This is a genomic window from Paenibacillus sp. FSL H7-0331 (genome assembly GCF_001956045.1).
Genome location: NZ_MRTH01000011.1, coordinates 47,139 through 66,090, shown reverse-complemented (window position 1 = coordinate 66,090; position 18,952 = coordinate 47,139). Strand labels below are relative to the sequence as shown.

Here is an 18,952-nt window from a genome sequence, read left to right as displayed (position 1 = left end):
CGGAGGAAACGAATATGTGCTTTTAAAATAAGTTAAGTATCAATCCAATAGCTCGCTGTCAAATATGTGTTCGCGACGTAAAAATTCACGCAATATACTGTAGGATGCACCCGTCCAAAAATCGGGCCGTTTTACAAGCTCGGCTGCATCATCGCGAGCCTGCTCCATCGTTTCAAAATCAGCCACCATATCCGCAAGTCGAAAGTCGGGCAAGCCGCTCTGCTTCGTGCCAAAAAAATCTCCGGGACCACGAAGCTCGAGATCGCGGCGGGCGATTTCAAATCCATCATTCGTATCTGTCATCGCCTTCATTCGCTGCTTCCCGATCTCATTCTTGGGATCAGCGATGAGTACGCAGTAAGACTGGTGCTCTCCACGTCCGACACGACCACGCAGCTGATGCAGTTGGGAAAGTCCAAAACGGTGCGCATCGTATACGATCATCAGCGTCGCATTAGGGACGTCTACACCGACCTCGATAACTGTAGTTGACACGAGCACCTGAAGTCGATTGGCGCTAAACTCTCGCATAACCCCCTCCTTATCCGCTGCTGGCATACGACCATGCAATAAACCAACTTGATAATCGGGAAAAGCAAACTGCAGCTGCGCATGAACATCAATGGCATTCTGCACATCCAGCTTTTCGGATTCCTCAATTAATGGACAGATTATATAAGCTTGCCGCCCTTCCGATACCTCACGGCGAATGAAACCGAGCACTCTTTCCAGCATATCATGGGTAACCGAATACGTCTTGATGGGCTTACGCCCCTTCGGAAGCTCGCGTAATGTCGACACATCCATATCGCCAAATGCCGTGATCGCCAACGTCCGTGGAATTGGAGTTGCTGTCATCGTCAGTACATCGGGATTCATGCCCTTGCGTCGCAATATACTCCGTTGATTGACACCAAACCGATGCTGCTCGTCCGTAACGACAAGACCGAGACTGCGGAAATACACATCCTCCTGAATCAATGCATGTGTCCCCACGACTATATCGATCAGACCCATTTGCAGGGATGCCAAGAGATCACGCCTTTTCTTGTCCGAAACACTTCCGGTCAATAGACCGACCTGAATCCCATAAGGTTCAAATAAGCGGTCCAAAGAACGTTTGTGCTGCTCGGCCAGTATTTCTGTCGGGACCATGAGCGCTCCCTGATAACCAGCCTTGACGACAGCAAACAGCGCTGTAGCGGCTACAACGGTTTTCCCAGCACCTACATCTCCCTGAAGCAGTCGGCTCATACAGAACGACTGCTGTAAGTCGTGCAGGATTTCTGCCAGTACGTTCTTTTGTGAATCGGTGAGTACAAACGGCAATGCCCTGACAAAAGCGCGTACCTCCGGCAAATCCAGAGGATGGGCTACGCCATCTGCTCTTTCATGATTCAGCGCTCGGTATGCCTGCATCTTCAGCTGAAATAAAAACAGCTCCTCGTAAACCATCCGTTTACGTGCTCGCACTCCCTCTTGAACTGAGCCTGGCATATGCAGCAGCGAAACCGCCTGCTTACGGGACATCAGCTCATAGCGGTCCAGCAGCTCCTGCGGCAGCACTTCAATCAGAAGATCACCATACTGCTCCAGTGCCTGTCTGGTGGTCTTGCGCATCCACTTTTGCGTAATAGGTCCTGCAATCGAATAGACAGGCTGCAGCGTACCCGTCTGTGAGGATCCTTTACCGGGAAATTCAGACTCGGATACGGTAAGATGCAATCTTTTCTGATCCCACTTCCCGGTCAGTACAACCTCGGTTCCCGCTACCAGCTGGTCTTTCATAAAATGGCGGTTAAACCAGACAGCTGTAATAAATAAAGGGTCAACAACAATTTTACAAGTAAGACGGGACTTGATCCGACCATACATCTGCACCTGCGGTATTCCGACGATTGTACCCTGGACGGTAATCCGGTCGCCATCCTTCACCTCCGTGAGGTCACGAAGCGTATAATCTTCATATCGAAATGGGTAATAGTCGAGAAGCTCCCCCACCGTTGTTATGCCAAGCGCCAATAACTCTTCAGGCTTTTTCCCCCTGACTCCCTGTACCTGTTTAACTGGAATTTCATACACATTCAGCTTCATATTAAACCGGGCAGACGAACACAGCTACGGTTCCCGGACCGGTATGTGTGCCGACAACAGGACCAATTTGCGTAAGCTGCTGATGCTTCACATTAAAGTGCTGTTCCATCATCAAGCTGAATTCTTCCGCTCCTGCTTTACTATTTGCATCTGCAATTCCGATTTGCAGAGGTCGATCACCAAAATCTCGCTTCAGCAGCTCGGCGATTCTTGCCAAAGCTTTTTTATGACCACGGACCTTGTCCACAGAATACACCTCACCATCTGCATTCATTGACAAAATCGGCTTAATATTCAATAGAGAACCAAGCAATGCAGCAGCTTTTCCGATACGACCACCCTTTTGCAAGTACTCCAGTGTATCTACCAGAAAGTAAAGCTTCATTTCTTTCCGCATTCTATCTACGAGCTGTATAATCTCATCCTTGCTCTTGCCTTCCCTTGCTGCCTCTGCCGCTGCCACAACGTGCATGCCGAATCCGTAAGAACACAATTTGGAGTCAATCACAGTTACATCCACCGGTACCTCCAGCATGTTTTGGGCCAGGATAGCCGATTGATACGTACCACTTAATGCCGATGACAAATGAAAGGAAAGGATCGGTGCGTCCGACTCCTTCGCCAGCCTTTTGAAGGTTTCGAGAAATTCTACCGGAGACGGTTGAGAGGTGGTGGGCAGTACATGGGAAGCAACCAGCTTCTCAAAAAAAGCCTCAGATCCCATATCCACACCATCCTGATAGGTGTCAGTTCCAAAATGAACTTTCAAAGGAACCACGTGTATGTCAAGTGTATGCTGCAGCTCTGCCGGAATATCCGCAGTGCTGTCCGTAACGATGCGAACCTGTCTCAATCGATATCCCCCATTCTGTATAATTTCATATTAAAAACGATGCTTATTCTGCAGATATGATATAGAAATAAACAGGCTGGCCACCTCGATGAATTTCCACTTCCACGTCACTGTAGGTTTGTTCGATGTACTGTACCAACTGCTGGCTCTGTTCTTCGTTCGCTTCTTCCCCGGTATAGATCGTAACCACTTCACCGCCATTGACAAGCAAGCTGTCGATTAACGCCCTGCAGGCTGTGAGTAAATTTTCATCTGCCGTAATAATTTTGCTATTATGGAGCCCGATATAATCCCCCTGCTTAATGTCCAGCCCATCCAATGTCGTATCACGAACTGCATAAGTGACAGCTCCCGATTCAACCTGCTCTGCTGCCTGCTGCATAAGATTAATATTAACCTCAGGCTCCTCATTTTCCTGAAAAGCAATCATAGCCGCTATGCCTTGTGGAATGGTACGGGTTGGAATAACGACAAGATTTTTCCCTTCTACCAGCTGGACGGCTTGCACTGCAGCCAGTAAAATATTAGAGTTGTTCGGCAATACAAAGACGGTCTGTGCATCAATCTGGTTCACAGCCTTAACGATATCCTCAGTACTTGGATTCATCGACTGGCCACCATGAATCACCTGATCCGCACCTAAACTTTTAAAAATTCCACTTATTCCTGCTCCCGCTGATATTGCCATGAAACCATAAGGCTGCAGCTTCACCGCTTCCTTTAGAACTTGCAGAGAAAGGACTGATGCCGAGGCTGCATGATGGTTAAGCTGTGCCTGCTCCAATTCCTCCATCAAAATATGTGAATGCTGATCACGCATATTCTCGATCTTGATGCGACTCAGTTCGCCATACTCCATTGCCGCATTCATCACTGTACCTGGATATTCCGCATGAATATGGACTCTGACCAAGTCATCATCGGATACGACCAGAAGTGAATCACCGAATGCAGAAAGACGTTCACGGAAATCATGTTCCTCAAACGGGCGAGCCTTCGCCTTTTGCTTATTCAGTGTCACCATGAATTCGGTGCAGTAACCGAATACGATGTCCTCAGTTGCAAGCTTGGCTTGTGCGCTTACTGGCTCATGATGTCCCTGCTGCTTGTCGGTAACGCTTGCACTGCTAATAGCTCTTGGAGCCACTGCTAAATACCGCGCGCTGCTGGGTGCATGCCCAACGACGGTGTGAGTAGTGTCTATAGCCGAATCTGTCAATGCATGAACAAAACCATTATAAATAAACAGCAGTCCCTGCCCTCCGGCATCAACAACCCCAACCTGCTTCAATACAGGTAATTGCTCTGGCGTGTGAGCCAGGGCCTCACTTGCTCTATTGTATATTTCATTCATCAGTGATTGGATATCCGACGGCCGTTTGACATGCTGTATACCTTGTTTGGCAGCTTCCTTCGCTACGGTCAGAATCGTTCCCTCAACCGGCTTTACAACGGCCTTATATGCCATATCTACACCTTGCTGAAAAGCGGCTGCCAGTTGCTCGACATGGACCTCTTCCATATTCGCGACAGACTTGGCAAACCCACGAAACAGCTGTGATAAAATAACCCCCGAGTTGCCTCTGGCTCCCATCAACAGCCCCTTCGCCAGAGCTTCTGCCGCTTTACCGATATGAGAAGAAGGACGTCGGCGCAGCTCTTCAACACCGGATGTAAAAGTCAGATTCATATTCGTTCCCGTATCCCCATCAGGTACAGGAAATACATTAAGCGCATTGACCTTATCCGCATTTAAACGGAGCTGTTCAGCACCCATTTCGACCATTCGAATAAAATCCGTTCCGTTTAGTACATTTAAGCGCTTACTCAATTGATTCCCTCCTTCTGCCACAAGTACCCTGCTCAGCACCGACGCATAAGCGCCTTTTCAAGCTACTGAATTACACGTACTCCTTGTACATAGATGTTCACAACGTCTACCTTTAGTCCAACAACATCATTTAATATATATTTAACTTTCCTTTGTACATTTTGGGCGACAACTGATATTTTAGTACCATACCCTACAATAATGTAGAGATCGATGACCGGAGCTTCCTGACCATGACGATGAACGACGACGCCTCTGCTCGAATTGTCACGTCTGAGTAATTCAGCTATTCCATCCTTTAATTGATTACGTGTTGCCATACCTACAAGTCCATAGCATTCCAAAGCTGCCGAACCCGCCAACATGGCGATGACCTCATCTGCTACATATATTTTTCCATATTCTGCATCCAGTTCAATCGTCATCTTCCCAGCCCCTTTGGTTTACAAGTTATCCTTGTCTCATTCTACTATAATAACATGAATAAATAAATAAATACGCCAATTGTCCACACAAAATCATCATTGTGACATTGACGGCATTTATTGTGCTGTGATATGATATCCAAGTATGTTTTTGAATACTCTTTGCTTATAGAGAGATCGCTTCCGAGGACAAGACTTAAGGGTCTTCGAGGCTTTTAAGGAGGTGTAGTACAATGTCCCGCAAATGTTTCATTACTGGCAAAAAACCTGGAACAGGCAACCACGTTTCTCATGCGAATAACAAGGCGAAACGTACTTGGGGTGTTAACGTTCAAAAGGTTCGTATTCTTGTGGACGGTAAACCAAAGCGTGTTTATGTTAGCACAAGGGCTTTGAAATCCGGCAAAATCGCACGTGTGTAGTTTCACTTCCACGTACAAAAAGCACCTGCTCTCAGGTGCTTTTTTTGGTGTTCGTACAGAGGCGTCCACGATTTCTATTCGCATCCATGTATCAATTTTTGCTGAATGTATGAAGTACAGCCTTTACAAGACCGCCCAAAAACCTTGGTAGCTTGATTGTATAAAATTTCACTTCTACCCCTCCTTCAGCTCACTCGATTGTTCGTTTTCCTGACATTGCATTCCTCATTTGACCAGGAACATGGCTCATCATACTCCATTATATTCCGCAGCTTGGAAAAAGTGCCTAACATTTAACCAAGTCCAAAATAAAACAAAAAAAGGCCACAAAAGCCGTAACTTTTGTAACCAGTTTATGAGGCATCATGCCGATTTATGACAAAACCATTGAACTAATCCGTCTTGTCTAACTAGGAGCAGGTACATCACCATATTGTAGGTATCGATAAAAAGCATAAACAACGGCTGCAATAAAATACAGAATAATCGTCAATATGACAAATGTAATCCGCATCCATTTTTCATCATGCTTTTTGAAAAATTGAATACCCAGATACAAGGCACCTAAAGAAAATAAATATTTAAGCAAGTCCTGAATTTGCGAAAAAAGATTAAGCAACACCGCGCACAGCAAACTGTACATCAATACGATCAGGAATTTCAAAGAACGATCACTCCCTGCCTCGTATTAACCTGATCGCTTCTGCACGATCCGCATGTCCAAACACGGCATTGCCCGCTACAAGAACATTGGCTCCAGCGGCCGCAACCTGACGCGCTGTCTCAGCATTCACACCACCATCCACTTGAATATCGACATGGTGAAGCCCCCGCTCATTCAGCATTTCGCGCAGCTTGGAAATTTTCGGCAGCATTCCTTCAATAAATTGTTGACCGCCAAAACCAGGATTAACGGTCATTAACAGCACATAATCCAGGCTCTCGTTCATTACATACTCAATTGAAGATAGCGGTGTTGCCGGATTCAGCACGACACCCGCTTTGATTCCCTGTTCTTTTATAAATTTCAAAGTCCGATGTAAATGCTTGCATGCTTCTACATGAACGGATATGTGGTCTGCTCCCGCTTGGACGAATGCCGGAATATATGCATCCGGATTCTCGATCATCAAATGGACATCGAGAGGAAGCTGTGTGTGTGGACGGATCGCTTGCACGATAAGGGGGCCGATCGTAATGTTAGGGACAAAATGCCCATCCATGACGTCAACGTGGATCCAATCTGCTCCTCCTCTTTCCACATCAGCAATTTCTGCTCCCAATTGGGCAAAGTCTGCGGATAATATGGACGGTGCAATAATCAGCATATCAGTACCTCCTTTTTCTCTCTTTAATTTCCCCTAAAAAATGCAGGTAGTGTTTATAACGCGAGGGTGCGATATGCCCAGCTTGTGTGGCTTCAATTACTTTACATTCTGGCTCATGCAGATGTACACAACCCCGAAACTTGCATTGTGCAGAGTAAGACCGAAATTCCTTAAAGCTGTCGCTCAGATCCTCAGCTTCCTTCACCTGCATAAAATCAAGTGAGCTGAAGCCCGGTGTATCTGCGACAAGTCCTCCATTGTGCAGTCGAATCAGCTCCACATGACGAGTTGTATGCTTTCCTCTGCCAAGCTTCATACTGATCTGATTCGTTTCCAGCTGCAGCCCTGGTACCATAGCGTTCAGCAATGAGGATTTGCCGACACCAGATTGGCCTGCAAACACGCTGATATGGCCTGCCAAGCGATCCAGAACGGTATCGATACCTATTCCCAGCTTGGCGCTTGTTACCACTACCTGATACCCAATCGCTTCATACATACGAACGACCTCTTGCATCGTTTGCGGGATATCCTTTTCATCCAGCAGATTTACCGAGCTTTCTTCTTCCAAAGAAACAACGGGACAAGGAATTTCTTCAATCAAATCCTGTTTCGTTAAACAGATGATCGTATGCAGACCGGAGCTTTCGGTATGCACCAGAAATTTGTCCAGCAGCTGCAAATTCAAAGCTGGCTCCTGTACAGCGAATACAAGAACAGCCAGCTCTACATTGGCAATCGGTGGACGTACAAGCTCCGAGATGCGCGGCAAAATTTCATCTACAGTGCCTTCTCCATTATCAGTCAGCTCATACTTGACACGGTCCCCTACAAGAGGGGACTCGCCTCGTTTTTTGAAAATACCACGGGCACGACACTGAATCGATACCATGTTGTGCTCATCTTCAGGAAGGACATAATAAAAACCACTTAGTGCCTTGATAATTAAGCCGGATGGCATCTATCTTAGCCCCCTGTATTAGTTGGATTACTTGGTTTGACATTCGTTGGTGCTGCCGGATTGGCTGCCGGGGCAGCGGGAGGCGTTCCCCCCGTTGTCGGTGTTGTTCCAGTTCCAGCCCCTGTTCCTGCACCGGTACCTCCGGGAGCTGGAGTTCCAGGATTGGCTGGAGTTGTGTTCCCACCCGGTTTCGCTCCTGCTCCCGTGTCTGGCGTACCGGTACCGGTTCCTGGAGCTTGCGGTGTTGTTGGCTTGGTAGTATTACCAGTTCCGGTTGGATTCTGTGTAGAAGAGCCTGCTGATCCCGACGCTGGCGGACTAAACGGCTTGCCGCTTTTCTGAGCCAGGTAATCCTGGTAAGTAACTGTAATCAGATCAGTGAGCTCATTGTCCTGCCTAACTTTAATAATCGCATTTTTATCAGGAGCAACAACCAGCTTGACCTCAACCTCTGAAGGCTTTGTCACATTAGGAATCGATTTGTAATCAAATTCATCATACTGGGCATCGGTCAAATTAATCTTGACCGTGCTCGCTTTCCCTTCGACAGCTGGCTTATACGGAATTTTAATGGTCATAGGACCCGCATTCTCAGGAAAACCTGAGGAAATAATCAATTGGGTGATCTCCGAACCCGGAGAAACCTCTTCATCATGCTCATAAGGGAACTGTCTGACAACTCTGCCTTTGGGCTGTTTATAGCTCGCTTCCGTCGTCACATTACTGGCTGCCAGCTTCAGCTTGTTAGCCGTAATCCAGGCTCTTGCTGCCTCCTCGGTTAAACCGATCAGGTCTTTCATCTTGAACGTTTCTTTGCCCTTGCTTATGACCAGTTTTACATTTACCTTCAGTGGATCGATCTGTTCATTAGATACCGGCGTCTGCTGTAGTACAGTTCCAGGGTCCTTTTCTTCAAATTGCTGCTCCACGGCAATTCGTTCTTGATTAATACCCATTGCCATTAAAGCTGTTTTGGCATCTGCTAAATTGGAGCTAACCAGATTAGGCATCTTCTGCAATTCAATACCTTTACTTACATGCAGTGTAATTTTGCTATTTATTAATTTTTTCATATTGCTGGAACTTTGGCTGATAACGACATCTTTGGGAACATCTTTGGAATCTTCCCTAATAACATCATTATCCAACTGAGCATCCTTTAGCATCTGTTGGGCTTCTGCCAGAGGCTTGCCTACTACATTAGGCACCATAACCTCTTGAACCTTCATACTGGCCTTGACATACCCCACCATATACCACATACCGCCCAATAATCCGATCAAGACAACTATCCAAATGACAGGCTTGACCCATACTCGTTTCTTTTTTTCATTGTATGAAGAATCCGCCTTGGAATAGCCCTCATCATCATCTTCTTCATTCATGGGTACATATTGACCCGGACGTATGGCTGGTATCACTCTTGTTTTTTCCTCATCCAGCTCATCAATATCTTTGAAAATCAGCTTGGCTTCATTCCGTCTATGCGGAAGCAAGCAGCTTTCCAGATCCTCAAGCATTTGGCTGGCTGAGCTATAACGATCGGATGGATCTTTACGTACTGCACGTAAGATCACATTTTCCACACTTTGCGGAATTAATGGATTAACGAGGCGTGGATCCTCTACATTTTCCTGCAGATGCTTGAGGGCTACGCTAATCGGGCTTTCTCCGATAAAAGGCAGCTTTCCGGTCAACATCTGATACATGACAATTCCAAGTGAATACAGGTCTGATTGCTCCCCTGTAAAGGTTCCCTTCGCATGCTCAGGGGAAAAATAATGAACAGAGCCCATGACGGAGCCTGTTTGTGTAATGGTAGACGAGGTAACAGCACGCGCGATTCCAAAATCCGTAACCTTCACCCTGCCATTTTTGCCGATAAGTATATTATGAGGTTTGATATCACGATGAATGATTTGATTATGATGGGCGTGCTCAAGAGCTTCACAAATTTGGCTGGCTATTCGAATCGCTTCCTCCACCTGAAGCGGAGCTTTATCTTTGATCAGATCGTTTAGCGTTGTACCTTCAATGTATTCCATCACAATATAATGGATTTCTTCCTCTTGTCCCACATCATAAATACTAACGATATTCGAGTGTGATAATGAAGCCGCTGCCTGTGCTTCCCGACGGAACCTTTCAATAAATTCCTCATCATGCACATATTGCAGACGGAGTATTTTAACGGCAACGTGCCGGTGCAGCAAAATATCCAGAGCCTTGTATACGATGGCCATTCCGCCTCCGCCTACGCGATCCAGAATTTCGTAACGGCCTCCCAGCTGCTTGCCCTTCATTCATCATCACCTCTTTTCATCATTAACATCATCTGCCGCTTTCTGGGTATCGGACTCATTACTGACAAGCACCACAGTAATGTTATCATCCCCGCCTGCTGTCAAAGCTTCATTAACAAGCTGCTGAGCAATTTCCTCCAACGATCCCGCTTCCTGCTGGATGGGCGCTACAATCTGCTCGCTGCTGATCAAGCTGCTAAGCCCGTCACTGCATAATAACAAAGTGTCTCCATGCTGCCAGCTCAGGTCCTGAATATCGATCTCAATCGTCGATTCTGTACCAAGTGCACGCGTTAACACGTTTCGACGCGGATGATGTCCGGCTTCTTCCCGTGTAATCTGACCGCTTTTCACAAGAACGTTGACCAAAGAATGGTCCTCTGTCAGCTGTTCAATCCCACTCTGGTTAATCCGATACACTCGACTGTCGCCGACGTGCCCGATCACAACCGTATCCTCGTCAGCCATAGCTACCACAACCGTGGTTCCCATGCCGTGGTAGTTTTCTCGTTGAGAGGCGAACTCAAAAATTTTCTCGTTAGCAAGCTCCACAGCATCTTTAAGGCATGATTTGCGTTCATGTACAGACGCCTCAGCCGCTAAGGACTGCAGGTGCTGGTGAATAATATCTACAGCCATCTGACTGGCAATATCACCAGCCTGATGTCCTCCCATACCATCCGCCAAAATAGCAAGCGCAACCCCATTTATATCCTCTTGAACAACCGCCCGGTCCTCATTAACCAAACGAACGCGTCCAACGTCTGTTAAAGCAGCTGTTTTTAACATCTTTCGCTTCACCTCGCACCTGACTCCATATGCTTCGCCCGCAATTGTCCGCAAGCCGCCGCGATATCGCTGCCTTGCTCTCTACGTATTGTGGCGTTAACCTTGTTTCGTTCCAAAATACGTTGAAACGTAAAGATATCATCCCTCGGAGTTCGTACATAATCACGCTCCGTTACAAAGTTGACAGGAATTAAATTCACGTGAGCCATGGGAAACGACTTAAGTACCTGTGCGAGTTCTTCTGCATGCTCTGGCTGATCATTGACTCCACCCATCAAGGCATATTCGAATGTAATCCGCCGTCCCGTCTTGGCTACATAGTATTGACAGGCTTCAATCAATTGAGCAAAAGGGAACCTCCGATTAACCGGCATCAGCTTCGAGCGGAGCGTATCGTTAGGTGCATGGATCGAAATCGCCAGATTTACCTGTGTTTGTTCATCAGCAAAACGATAAATATTCGGTACGATACCGCTCGTTGACACGGTAATGTGCCGCTGACCGATATTCAAGCCTTTGGGATGGATCATCACCTTCAAAAAGGTCATCATGGCGTCATAATTTTCAAATGGCTCGCCAATTCCCATAATAACGATACTGCTGACCCGTTCACCCGTTGCATCCAGCAGCTGTTGGGATTTCACAACCTGAGCAATGATCTCACCCGGTGTCAGATTCCGCTTTAATCCCGTCAGTGTTGATGCACAAAAGGTACAACCGATGCGACAGCCCACTTGGGTTGTCACACAAACACTGTTACCGTAGCTGTGCTTCATGATGACCGTTTCGATGGCATTTTTATCGGACAGCTCGAATAGAAATTTGACTGTACCATCCTTTGACGCATACTTGGCCACCTCGGTCATCGTCACAAAATCAAAATGCTGGCTGAGTTTATCCCGCAGCGTTTTCGGTAAATTGGACATTTCTTCGAAGCTTGAAATTCTTTTCACATAGAGCCAGTCAAAAATTTGTCCCGCACGAAATCCAGGCTCACCGTTCAATTTAATCCACTCTTGCCATTCCTCAAGACTTAAATCATATACATAAGGCTTGGTTCCGGCTTGTTTATCTCGATCTATTAATTTCATCCATCATCACGACCTGTTTGGTTAATTCGTGCTTGATTAAAGTACACAAACACGGCACATAGTTTTAATTTTAACATAGTTCCAGAACTTACGCTCGTTTCCGGAGCCTTGCAATAAAAAAACCATCCGATAAATGCTCATAAGGATAAATTTCGATCGGTTTGGGCAGATCCCACTCGAAATTAGGGTGATTGTCCAGAAACTCCCGAACCTGGCCTTCATTTTCGTTATATTCCAAAGTACATGTGCTGTAAATGAGTATGCCCCCGACTTTTAGCAAAGGATGAATGCTATTCAAAAGCTCTTTCTGGATCAGGCAAACCTCGTCTAAATCCTGTTCACGCTTATTCCACTTCATATCCGGCTTACGACGGATTACCCCTAGTCCAGAGCAAGGCGCGTCGAGCAAAATACGATCAAAGCTTTCTTGGGCCCAATGCTGCGGCAAATCCCGGGCATCGGAAACCAATGTATGCACTGAAGTTAATCCTAACCGTGTCGCCTGATCACGGATCAGCTTTTCTTTATGCTCGTGAATATCACAAGCCCATATTTCTCCATGGTTGCCCATTTTTTCTGCTATATGAGCCGTTTTGCCGCCAGGAGCTGCACAACAATCCAGAATTCTCTCGCCCGGCTTAGGCTGAAGCGTTTCGGCTACCAGCATGGAGCTCTCGTCCTGAACGGAAAACAGTCCGGCTTCATACCAAGGCGTCAAAGCCATATTGCCGCCGTTTTTGACCAAAATTCCATCGTCAGCAAGCTCCGAAGGAGCTGCGTCCACTCCTGCTTCATTCAGTATAATGATCAATTCATTCCGGCTCAGCTTCATCGTATTCGTGCGAATACTGACATGCGGTGGTTTGTTATTGGCTTCACAAAGCAATTCTGTTCGGGCTTCACCGATTTGATCCATCCAGCGTTTAACCATCCATTGTGGATGCGAGTGTGTCAAAGCAATACGTTCTACAGCAGGCAGATCGGCTGGAATCTGCAAGGTTTCTTTTTGACGAATCACGTTCCGTAGAACCCCGTTGACCATGCCGGAAATACCTGTATGACCCTTTTTTTTGGCCAAATTGACTGCTTCGTTCACTATAGCATGATCTGGTACCCTATCCAGGTAAAGCATTTGGTAAAAGCTTAGCCTTAGCAAGCTTCGAACCCAGGGTTCCAGTTTGGCGAGACCTTTGGCAACAAAACGATTCAAAAAATAATCGATCGTATTCAACCGTTGTATGGTGCCATAGACGATTTCAGTCGTTAATCCTGCATCCTGCTTGTCCAGATGATATTGCTGTAAGATTTGATTCAGGAGCAGATTGCTGTAGGAACGATCCTGTTCCGTACGTACCAACACCTCAAGCGCAGCCTCCCGAGCACTGCCTTTGGTCTTTGCTGTGCTTGTCTTGACTTGAGATTTTTTTGCAGATTGAGGATGCGTACCCGACATCTTTGAATGATGTTGGTTTGTATTCGAATTGCTTGTGCCACGATTGTTTCTCTTCGGTTTACCAGCATTTCCACTGCCGTTGTTCGTATGATCAAAACTTTGCTCCAATTGTTGTAGCCCCCATTATTAGATACCCTTAGCTACCGAGCTTACACAAACACAGTACCAACCACAAGTCGGCCACCAAGCACGAATTGCGCTGCCTGCATCGCCTTCTTGCCAGCTGGCTGCAGCTCTGTAATCGTCAATATACCAGTGCCTGTAGCCACCTGTATACCCTGCTCACTAATAGCAACAACCGTACCAGGTGTATTCGCAACCTCTGACTGATTAGGCTTGTCGCAGGACCAGATTTTCAAAACCTCTCCGTTCCATGTCGTATAAGCACCCGGTCTTGGATTTAGACCACGCACCTGATTCCATAAGGAGATAGCAGGTCTGCTCCAATCGATTCGCTCTTGTTCCCTGCTTACATTCGGTGAATAGACCGCTGCCTCATGATTTTGGGCAACGGCCTGAATACGACCAGCAAGCAGATCAGGTAATGTATCCAGAAGTAGTTGAGCACCTGCAGCACTCAACTTATTAAACATAGTGCCTGTCGTATCCGAATCCCTAATAGCAAGCTCGACGCTGCTGATCATGTCTCCGGTATCCAAGCCTTCTGCCATATACATAATCGTCACACCTGTAGACGTGTCTCCATTCATCACGGCATGATGAATGGGAGCCCCACCACGATAACGTGGCAGCAGCGAAGCATGAATATTGATGCAGCCGAGCCGCGGAATCGCGAGTACTGACTTTGGCAATATTTGTCCGTAGGCGGCTGTCACGATCAAATCAGGCTGAAGCTCCCGCAGTTCCTCCACCGACTCAGGTCGGCGCAGCTTTTCCGGTTGCAAGACTGGAATCCCATGCTTGATGGCCTCTTCTTTAACCGGAGTTGGCGTTAACAGCCGCTTCCTCCCAACCGGACGATCCGGCTGGGTAACCACCCCAACGACTTCAATCGCTGAATAGTTGACCAAAACTTGTAAAGCAGGCACGGCAAATTCGGGTGTGCCCATGAAAACGATTCTCATACTTCACCGCCCTGAGGCTCGTTACGATACATCTTTTCCGCTAAATCCGTGTATAATACCCCATTAAGGTGATCCACTTCATGCAGGATGCAGCGTGCCAGCAATTCCGTCCCCTCTACAACAATTTCTTTGCCGTCACGATCCAGGCCTTTGACCACGACTCGCATCGCGCGGCGAACATCTCCATTCATGCCAGGAATGCTCAAGCAGCCTTCGGACCCGAACTGCTCGCCTTCCTCTTCAATCACTTCTGGATTAATCAATTCAATCAAGCCCTGCTCATTGCCGACATCCATCACAATAACCCGCTTTAAGATACCGATCTGCGGCGCGGCCAAACCGACGCCTTGGGCATCATACATCGTATCAGCCATATCCTTGAGCAGCTTATGAATGTTAGGAGTAATTTTCTTAACTGGCTTGCATATTTCGCGCAGCACAGGGTCTGGATCTTTTACAATTAATTTAATGGCCATTGGATGAGCACACCTTTCGTTAATAGGGATAACCAATTTATATGGATTTTTCATCCAATTAGAAGACGGAATCAACTGCAGCGTATGTTGAATCACATCAACACCTGCGGATCCACATCTATACTGATCGTCAGCTTATGCTGCTTTACTACATCACCAAGTGTGGCCGCTGCTTGCTGAACAAGTCCCGCTATCGAAACTTCTTCACGATATTTTACCATGCATTGAAACCGATATCTATCCTTGATTCTCGAAATAGGTGAAGCTACCGGTCCAAGAATATCAATGGGCGTAGGCGCCATAGACTTGGCGAGCTCTTTCAATTTGGCAGCTAACGTCTCTGCCGAGCGCATGAGCAGTGGTATCTGTTCATGTGATAACGTTATTAGTATAAGTCTATGAAAAGGCGGATAATCATGGAATTTACGAAAAGTCATCTCTTTTTCCATAAAACTTTTATAATCATGATTGCTGGCACTAATTATACTATAATGCTCCGGCGTGTAGGTCTGAATAAAGACTTCACCTGGCAGCTCATGCCGTCCAGCACGTCCACCTACCTGAGTCATAAGCTGGAAGGTCCGTTCCGCTGCGCGAAAATCCGGTAAATTCAGTACCGTGTCCGCTGCCAGAGCACCAACCAGTGTAACCTGCGGAAAATCGAGGCCCTTGGCCACCATTTGTGTCCCAAGCAGCACATCCGCCTGCTGATTTCGAAAAAGAGTTAGCCATTTCTCATGAGAGCCCTTCTCCGTCGTCGTATCCACATCCATCCGAATCACACGAATGCCAGGGAACAGCTTGCCCAATTCTTCTTCTACTCGTTGGGTTCCGGTGCCAAAATGACGTATATGCTCGCTTCCACAGCTTGGACAAGTCGTCGCTTCACGTTCTGTGTACCCACAATAGTGGCAGCGCAGCGTTCGAGCGGACTGGTGATAAGTTAATGAAATATCACAGTGAGGACAACCTGCGACGAACCCACAGCTGCGGCACATCACAAATGTCGCATATCCGCGACGATTCAGCAGCAGTACAATCTGCTCTTTCTTTTCCAACCGGTCTTCGATCGCTTTATGTAAGCCGCGGCTGAACATCGATCGGTTGCCCTTGCTTAGCTCCTCACGCATATCAACAATGTGAACTTTAGGCAAAGGCCGCCCTTCAACCCGCTCTTTCATCGTTAAAAGCTCAATCGGTGCACGACCATCAGGTGTGTCCTGGGCCGCTTCGGGCAATGTGCCGTACATACTCTCAAGCGATGGAGTGGCAGAACCCAATATAACAACGGCTCCATGCTGCTTAGCTCTTGCTATAGAAACATCACGTGCGTGATATTTCGGACTTTCTTCTTGCTTGTAAGAGGATTCGTGCTCCTCGTCAATAATAACCAAACCAATCTTGGTAAATGGAGCAAAGATGGCAGAGCGGGCACCGATCACGACACTGACCTGCTTGAGCATGATTTTGCGCCACTCATCATAGCGCTCACCTTGTGACAGGCGACTGTGCAGCACTGCGACTTGATTGCCAAAACGGCCTTTGAACCGCTCGACCATCTGAGGTGTTAAAGAAATTTCCGGTACCAGCACAATGGCCTCTCTGTCTTGATCCAGACAGGTTTGAATCGACTGCAGGTAAACCTCAGTTTTCCCGCTTCCTGTCACCCCGTGCAGCAAGAATACCTGATGATTCCGCTCGTGAACAGCTTCGGAAATTCGATTAAATACTTGGCTCTGTTCCGGTGTTAAGATCAGCGGCTTGGTACGCGGAAAATTCCTTTCTGCATACGGGTCCCGAAAAACCTCAACTTCCTTAATCGTGAGATAATCCTTGTCCGCCAAGCTTTTGACCGTACTGGCGCTAATCCCCAGCTCATTAAGCAGATCCGTCAGCTTGATCGGATAATGCTGTTCCGCCAAGTACAGCAGCACTTCCTTCTGCTTCATGGATCTGGCTGCAAGCAGCTCAGCCCACTGTCTCAGCTGCTCCGGCTGCCCGGATGGAAAAACCGTGAGTACCTTTTTTGCTGACATCCGGTCTTTAATCATCTGTACTTCAACGAGCTGGCCTTGCGTGATCATCTGCTTAATCAGGCCGCCCTGATCCGTGTATTTTTCTAATAAAGCCCCAATCTCTACTGAGCCCTTATCGCGGATAAAAGCAGCGATTTCTTCCTGAATCGGCAGCAGCATCGTACGCTGACCTTGTAAAAGCAAATTACCATAATCCCCATTTGTATGAAAATCGCTCACCTTGACATGCCGTTCGTACTTGGCTTTCAAGGCACCTGGAATCATCGCCTGCAGCGCTGTAATTTCGTGACAAAGATAGGTTTTGCTTACCCACTGAGCGAGCTCCACCAAGTCGGGAGTTAATGGAGGATACAAGTCCATTACCTCTGAAATCGGCTTTAATTTCGCTGGATCAAAGTCCGGACGACCATGCAGCTCAACGACAAATCCCTGAAGCTTTCTTGGGCCAAAAGGGACGCCTACCCGACTTCCAATCGCAACCCACTCCCGCATCGATTCGGGTATCAGGTAATCAAAACCGCGGTTTGTGTGCTTGGATGGAACATCCACAATAACTTTTGCATACATCAGCGCGATTCTGCTCCTTTCGCCATCCGTTCTGCTATTCGTAACAACAGCTCACGTGCCACACCAAGCTTACTCATGAGCGGTAAAATATCGACCAAGCCAGCCGCATCATAAATTCTTACTACATTCGTATCCGTGCCAAAGCCTGCACCCTCCTGCGTAACATCGTTAGCGACAATCAAATCACAATGCTTCCGTCGCAGCTTATCCAGGGCGTGCTCTTCAACATTTTCGGTTTCCGCTGCAAATCCAACGATAAACTGCTTCGTTTTACGTTGACCGATAGTTTGTAAAATATCTGTATTTTTAATCAGAGTTAAAGTCATTTCTTCCGACTTTTTCTTGATCTTTTGTTGTGCACGCTCCAAAGGACGATAATCGGCAACCGCAGCTGCTTTAATAATCACATCGGAATCGTCAAACCGCTCCATGACGGCTTCCAGCATATCCTGTGCAGATTCAACTTTCACAACACGTATGCCTGAGGGGACAGGTACGGACGTTTTGCCCGCGATCAGCGTGACATCAGCACCCATGCTCTGAGCTACTTCCGCGAGGGCTATGCCCATTTTACCGGATGAATCATTCGTTAAATATCGCACAGGATCTATACGCTCCACGGTACCACCAGCTGTGATTACCATTTTCTTGCCTTCAAGTATTTTTTTTTCGCTAAAAAATCGAATAATGGCTGCAACTATATGCTCAGGTTCTTCTAATCTTCCCTTGCCTACATAACCACAAGCCAACTGGCCCGTACCTGGCTCAATAAACTGTACTCCACGAGCAGCAAGCACATCCAAATTGGACTGAACTGCAGGATGTGCATACATGTGAACATTCATTGCAGGAGCTATCCACACCGGTGCCATCGTTGCCAGCAATGTCGTGCTCAGCATATCGTCAGCAAGCCCATGGGCCATTTTGGCAATGATGTTAGCTGTTGCGGGGGCAACGATGATTAAATCTGCGCGATCTGCCAGATCAATATGGGAAACGACCGATGCATCTTTTTCATCGAATGTGTCAATAATAACGTCGTGTCGGGATAAGGTTTGAAAGGTCAAAGGTGCAATAAATTTGACTGCCGATTCCGTCATAATGACACGAACATCCGCTCCCGCCTGAACCAGCTTGCTGCAAATAGCAGCTGCCTTATAGGCTGCAATGCCTCCACTGACACCTAAAATAATCGTTTTACCCTGCAGCATAACCGATCCCTCCCCATTTATCGAGAA

The 18,952-nt window shown here is 47.1% G+C and carries 17 protein-coding genes; 1 reads left to right on the top strand and 16 read right to left on the bottom strand.

From position 1 onward, the window contains the following. Positions 1-39: 39 nt before the first annotated feature. The 4 genes from recG to BK127_RS17625 all read right to left on the bottom strand — a co-directional run bounded on the left by recG (position 40) and on the right by BK127_RS17625 (position 5,203). A complete protein-coding gene (recG, locus tag BK127_RS17640) occupies positions 40-2,094 on the bottom strand; it encodes an ATP-dependent DNA helicase RecG (RefSeq protein WP_076232618.1) in 2,055 nt (684 codons plus the stop codon). A 1-nt stretch (position 2,095) separates the two neighbouring features. Next, positions 2,096-2,947 carry a DegV family protein gene (locus tag BK127_RS17635; protein ID WP_076232616.1) on the bottom strand — a complete coding sequence of 284 codons (852 nt, stop codon included), beginning with the start codon at positions 2,945-2,947 and terminating at the stop codon, positions 2,096-2,098. Between the two features lie 43 nt (positions 2,948-2,990). Then, entirely contained in the window at positions 2,991-4,778 is a 1,788-nt protein-coding gene (locus BK127_RS17630) for a DAK2 domain-containing protein (protein ID WP_076232614.1), read from the bottom strand. Positions 4,779-4,840: 62 nt separating this feature from the next. Next, positions 4,841-5,203 carry an Asp23/Gls24 family envelope stress response protein gene (locus BK127_RS17625; RefSeq protein ID WP_076232612.1) on the bottom strand — a complete coding sequence of 121 codons (363 nt, stop codon included), beginning with the start codon at positions 5,201-5,203 and terminating at the stop codon, positions 4,841-4,843. Positions 5,204-5,436: 233 nt separating this feature from the next. Here BK127_RS17625 and rpmB point away from each other — a divergent pair, with 233 nt between their 5' ends. Then, a complete protein-coding gene (gene rpmB, locus BK127_RS17620) occupies positions 5,437-5,625 on the top strand; it encodes a 50S ribosomal protein L28 (protein WP_076232610.1) in 189 nt (62 codons plus the stop codon). Between the two features lie 91 nt (positions 5,626-5,716). Here rpmB and spoVM read toward each other — a convergent pair whose 3' ends face one another. The 12 genes from spoVM to coaBC all read right to left on the bottom strand — a co-directional run bounded on the left by spoVM (position 5,717) and on the right by coaBC (position 18,925). Then, the gene (gene spoVM / locus BK127_RS17615; RefSeq protein ID WP_076232607.1) at positions 5,717-5,797 is read right to left on the bottom strand and encodes a stage V sporulation protein SpoVM; all 81 of its coding nucleotides are present in this window, start codon (positions 5,795-5,797) and stop codon (positions 5,717-5,719) included. Between the two features lie 234 nt (positions 5,798-6,031). Continuing rightward, complete coding sequence (locus BK127_RS17610; protein WP_256711358.1) at positions 6,032-6,268, bottom strand: hypothetical protein; 237 nt, start codon at positions 6,266-6,268, stop codon at positions 6,032-6,034. A 28-nt stretch (positions 6,269-6,296) separates the two neighbouring features. Beyond that, the gene (gene rpe / locus BK127_RS17605; protein ID WP_076232601.1) at positions 6,297-6,953 is read right to left on the bottom strand and encodes a ribulose-phosphate 3-epimerase; all 657 of its coding nucleotides are present in this window, start codon (positions 6,951-6,953) and stop codon (positions 6,297-6,299) included. Position 6,954: 1 nt separating this feature from the next. Further along, complete coding sequence (rsgA, locus tag BK127_RS17600; protein ID WP_076232598.1) at positions 6,955-7,914, bottom strand: ribosome small subunit-dependent GTPase A; 960 nt, start codon at positions 7,912-7,914, stop codon at positions 6,955-6,957. A 5-nt stretch (positions 7,915-7,919) separates the two neighbouring features. Further along, positions 7,920-10,217, bottom strand: a complete 2,298-nt coding sequence (pknB, locus tag BK127_RS17595; RefSeq protein WP_076232596.1) for a Stk1 family PASTA domain-containing Ser/Thr kinase — start codon at positions 10,215-10,217, stop codon at positions 7,920-7,922. A gap of 6 nt (positions 10,218-10,223) precedes the next feature. Further along, entirely contained in the window at positions 10,224-11,006 is a 783-nt protein-coding gene (locus tag BK127_RS17590) for a Stp1/IreP family PP2C-type Ser/Thr phosphatase (RefSeq protein ID WP_076232594.1), read from the bottom strand. Between the two features lie 8 nt (positions 11,007-11,014). After that, entirely contained in the window at positions 11,015-12,097 is a 1,083-nt protein-coding gene (gene rlmN / locus BK127_RS17585) for a dual-specificity RNA methyltransferase RlmN (protein ID WP_076232592.1), read from the bottom strand. An 88-nt stretch (positions 12,098-12,185) separates the two neighbouring features. Then, positions 12,186-13,550, bottom strand: a complete 1,365-nt coding sequence (gene rsmB, locus BK127_RS17580; protein ID WP_076233006.1) for a 16S rRNA (cytosine(967)-C(5))-methyltransferase RsmB — start codon at positions 13,548-13,550, stop codon at positions 12,186-12,188. 149 nt (positions 13,551-13,699) lie between these two features. Further along, entirely contained in the window at positions 13,700-14,635 is a 936-nt protein-coding gene (fmt, locus tag BK127_RS17575) for a methionyl-tRNA formyltransferase (RefSeq protein ID WP_076232590.1), read from the bottom strand. After that, the gene (def, locus tag BK127_RS17570; protein WP_076232587.1) at positions 14,632-15,111 is read right to left on the bottom strand and encodes a peptide deformylase; all 480 of its coding nucleotides are present in this window, start codon (positions 15,109-15,111) and stop codon (positions 14,632-14,634) included. The genes fmt and def overlap by 4 nt, the downstream gene beginning before the upstream one ends. 92 nt (positions 15,112-15,203) lie before the next feature. Beyond that, positions 15,204-17,714, bottom strand: a complete 2,511-nt coding sequence (gene priA / locus BK127_RS17565) for a primosomal protein N' (protein ID WP_076232585.1) — start codon at positions 17,712-17,714, stop codon at positions 15,204-15,206. Next, positions 17,714-18,925 (bottom strand): bifunctional phosphopantothenoylcysteine decarboxylase/phosphopantothenate--cysteine ligase CoaBC, encoded by a 1,212-nt coding sequence (gene coaBC, locus BK127_RS17560; RefSeq protein ID WP_076232583.1) that lies wholly within the window; start codon positions 18,923-18,925, stop codon positions 17,714-17,716. Before coaBC ends, priA begins: the two co-directional genes overlap by 1 nt. Positions 18,926-18,952: the final 27 nt, after the last annotated feature.